We start from the raw sequence: 3,040 nt of genomic DNA, 5'->3' as shown, positions 1-3,040 counted from the left end.
GCCGCGCGCGCCTGTGCAGCGGCGGGCGTGCCGCTGCTGGTGCTGCGCCGACCGGCTTGGGAACCGCGTCCGGGCTGGCACCTGGTGACCTCTTTGGACGAAGCCGCCGCTGCGCTGCCCGCGCTCGGCGAACGCATCTTCCTCACCACCGGGCGCCAGGGGCTGAGCCACTTCGCGCACCTGGACCTGAGCTTCCTGCTGCGCGCCGTGGATCCGCCGGACCCGCCGCTGCCGCCGAACACCACGACGCTGCTCGCACGCGGCCCGTTCAGCTTCGACGACGAGGTGGCGCTGCTGCGCGAGCAGCGCATCGACGTGCTGGTCACCAAGAACAGCGGCGGGCAGCTGACCAGCGCGAAGCTGGACGCCGCCGACGAGCTCGGCATCCCGGTCGTGCTGGTGCAACGCCCACCGGAACCGCCGGTACCGGCTGTGTCCACAGTGGATGAAGCGGTGCGCTGGGTTCACGACGGGTAGCGGCGCGGCGTGAACACCCTGCCGCTCGCCTCGCGAGTCATCGAAGAACCGACCACCAGCAGGCAACGCATGTCCACATCGGACTGATCAAGCTCGCCGAGCGGCACCGTGCGCACGGACTCCTCCGGCCCGCCCACGTCCCGGCCGACGATCACCGGCGTCTCCGGCGAACGGTGTTTGAGCAGCGCATCGCGGGCCGCGGCGACCTGCCAGGTGCGGCTGCGCGAAGCCGGGTTGTAGATCGCCAGCGCCAGATCCGCCTTCGCCGCGGCCTCCAAGCGCTCGAGGATGACCTCCCACGGCTTCAACCGGTCCGAGAGCGACAGCACGCAGTAGTCGTGCCCGAGGGGCGCCCCGGCCCGGCTCGCCACCGCTTGCGCAGCGGTCAGTCCGGGCAGGACCCGCACCGGCACGTCGGCGAACCGCTCCTCGGCGGCGACCTCCAGCACCGCCGTGGCCATCGCGAAAACCCCCGGATCACCGGAAGAAACCACGGCGACCCGCGATCCGGCCCGCGCCAGGTCGAGGGCGAACTCCGCGCGTTCGGACTCGACGCGGTTGTCCGAGGAATGCTTGCGCTGCCGCGGATTCGACGGCAGCCGGTCCAGGTAAGGGCCGTAGCCGACGAGGTCGTCGGCGGCGGCGACGGCCGTGGCCGCCTCCGGAGTCGTCCACTGCGGACCAGCGGGACCGAGGCCGACGACCACCAGCTCACCGGGCCCGCTCGGCGCGGGAAGTTCTTCAGCCGCAACGGTTTCCCGCACGTGGGGGGTGCCATCGGCCGCGGTGAGGTTGATCGGGCTGTCCGCGTTCACCGGGCTCGGCAGCAGCGCCAGCGAGAAGTACGGCACCGATTCCGGATCCACATCGCGCAACGGCAGCAAGCGCTGCCGGTCGGTGGTGGCGCGCTCCGCGTAGTACGCCTCGTCCAGCCGTCCTGCCTGCTCGAACGCCTGCTGCACGCCCTCGAACGTGCGGCCCAGCTTCATCACCGCGGCCGCGTCGGTCGCGGCCAGTTGCTCGGCGAGCTTCTCCGGCTCCAGCGTGCCGGGCAGCACGGTCAGCACCTCGTCCCGCTCGGCGAGCGGGCGCCCGAGCGACGCGGCGGCTCCGCTGACCGAAGTCACCCCCGGCACCGCGGCGACCTCGAACCGGTCCACCAGCCGCTTGTGCATGTGCATGTAGGAGCCGTAGAAGAACGGGTCGCCCTCGCACAGCAGCGCCACGTCGCGGCCCGCGGCCAGGTGCGCGGCGAGCCGCTCGGCGGCGTCGGCGTAGAACTCGTCGATCGCGCCCTGGTAGCCGCCCGGGTGGTTCGTGGTCTCCGTGGTCACCGGGTAGACCAGCGGCTCTTCGACCTGGTCGGACCGCAGGTACGGTTCGGCGACCCCGCGCGCGATGCTGCGGCCGTGCCGCGCGCTGTGGTAAGCGATCACGTCCGCTTCGCGGATGCGCCGCGCGGCCTTCACGGTCACCAGCTCCGGATCACCGGGTCCGAGTCCGACGCCGAACAACCTGCCTGCCTGCTCCACGGTGCTGCTCACTCCTGTTCGCTCGCGATCGCGTTGACGGCGGCCACCGCCATCGCGCTGCCACCCCGGCGGCCGTGCACCACCAGGTGCTCCAGCGCGGGATGTTCGGCCAGTGCTTGCTTGGACTCGGCGGCGCCGATGAAACCGACCGGCAGACCGAGCACGGCCGCGGGCCGCCCGGCGCCTTCGTCGACCATCTCCAGCAGCCGGAACAACGAGGTCGGCGCGTTGCCCACGGCCACGACGGAACCTTCCAGGCGGTCGGCCCACAGCTCCATCGCGGCGGCGCTGCGGGTGGTGCCGAGTTGCTGCGCCAGCTCGGGAACTCGCTGGTCACCGAGGGTGCAGACGATGTCGTTGGCGGCCGGGAGGCGGCGCCGGGTGACTCCGGCGGCGACCATCTCCGCGTCGCAGAACACCGGCGCGCCCGCGCGCAACGCCTCGCGAGCGGCCAGCACCGCGTTCGGCGACCAGGCCAGATCGGCGACCAGGTCGACCATGCCGCAAGCGTGGATCATGCGGACCGCGACCCCGGCGACCTCCGGCGGCATCCCGTCCAGTTCGGCCTCGGCGCGGATCGTGGCGAAGGAACGGCGGTAGATCTCCGGGCCTTCGCGGACGTACTCGTAGCGACCGGTGTTCACAGTGCCCTCCGTGCCGCTTCGAGCGCGGCGGTCGGTTCGCTGCCGGCCGGTTTCCCGCCGACCTCGTAGCCGGCCTCGGTGGCCAGCACTTCCACTCCGCGACCCGCGGGCCGCCCGCACCGGCGGGAACAGCCCGCCCAGTGCACCGGCAGCTCCCCGGGACGCGCGGTGCGCGCGGCGTCCGTGCGGACGTCCGCCAAGGATTTCGCGCAGCCGGGGCTGCCGGTGCACGCGGTGATTCCGGCCAGTGGCGCGGACTCGTCCACGACCAGCCCCGCGGAGTCCAGTTCGGACAGTAGCGTTGCGGCTTCACCGCGCGGGATTCCCGGCAGCACCAGGGTCCGCCACGGAGTGAGCCGGAGCTGCCCGGCGACTTCCGCCGCGGCG

At 72.6% G+C, this 3,040-nt stretch carries 3 protein-coding genes and 1 pseudogene; 1 reads left to right on the top strand and 3 read right to left on the bottom strand.

Features of this window, described 5'->3' with window-relative positions; all coding sequences use genetic code 11:
• Positions 1–477: precorrin-6A/cobalt-precorrin-6A reductase (locus IJH84_RS01295; RefSeq protein WP_295139256.1), on the top strand; the 477-nt coding region annotated here is incomplete at its 5' end.
• On the opposite strand, the gene IJH84_RS01290 is transcribed toward IJH84_RS01295, so the two are convergent.
• The 3 genes and pseudogenes from IJH84_RS01290 to IJH84_RS01280 form a co-directional block, all read right to left on the bottom strand.
• A complete protein-coding gene (locus IJH84_RS01290) occupies positions 465–2,009 on the bottom strand; it encodes a precorrin-2 C(20)-methyltransferase (RefSeq protein ID WP_200070384.1) in 1,545 nt (514 codons plus the stop codon). The genes IJH84_RS01295 and IJH84_RS01290 overlap by 13 nt on opposite strands.
• A gap of 8 nt (positions 2,010–2,017) precedes the next feature.
• Positions 2,018–2,653 carry a precorrin-8X methylmutase gene (locus IJH84_RS01285; protein WP_295139253.1) on the bottom strand — a complete coding sequence of 212 codons (636 nt, stop codon included), beginning with the start codon at positions 2,651–2,653 and terminating at the stop codon, positions 2,018–2,020.
• Positions 2,650–3,040, bottom strand: a pseudogene (locus IJH84_RS01280) (precorrin-3B synthase); the annotation flags it as partial. The pseudogene IJH84_RS01280 and the gene IJH84_RS01285, both read right to left, overlap by 4 nt.

Origin of the sequence: Saccharopolyspora sp. (assembly GCF_017434145.1) — a bacterium.
GTDB classification, from domain to species: domain Bacteria; phylum Actinomycetota; class Actinomycetes; order Mycobacteriales; family Pseudonocardiaceae; genus Saccharopolyspora_C; species Saccharopolyspora_C galaxeae.
Note: the sequence above shows the minus strand (reverse complement) of the source record. Positions and strands in the feature narration are given on the sequence as shown.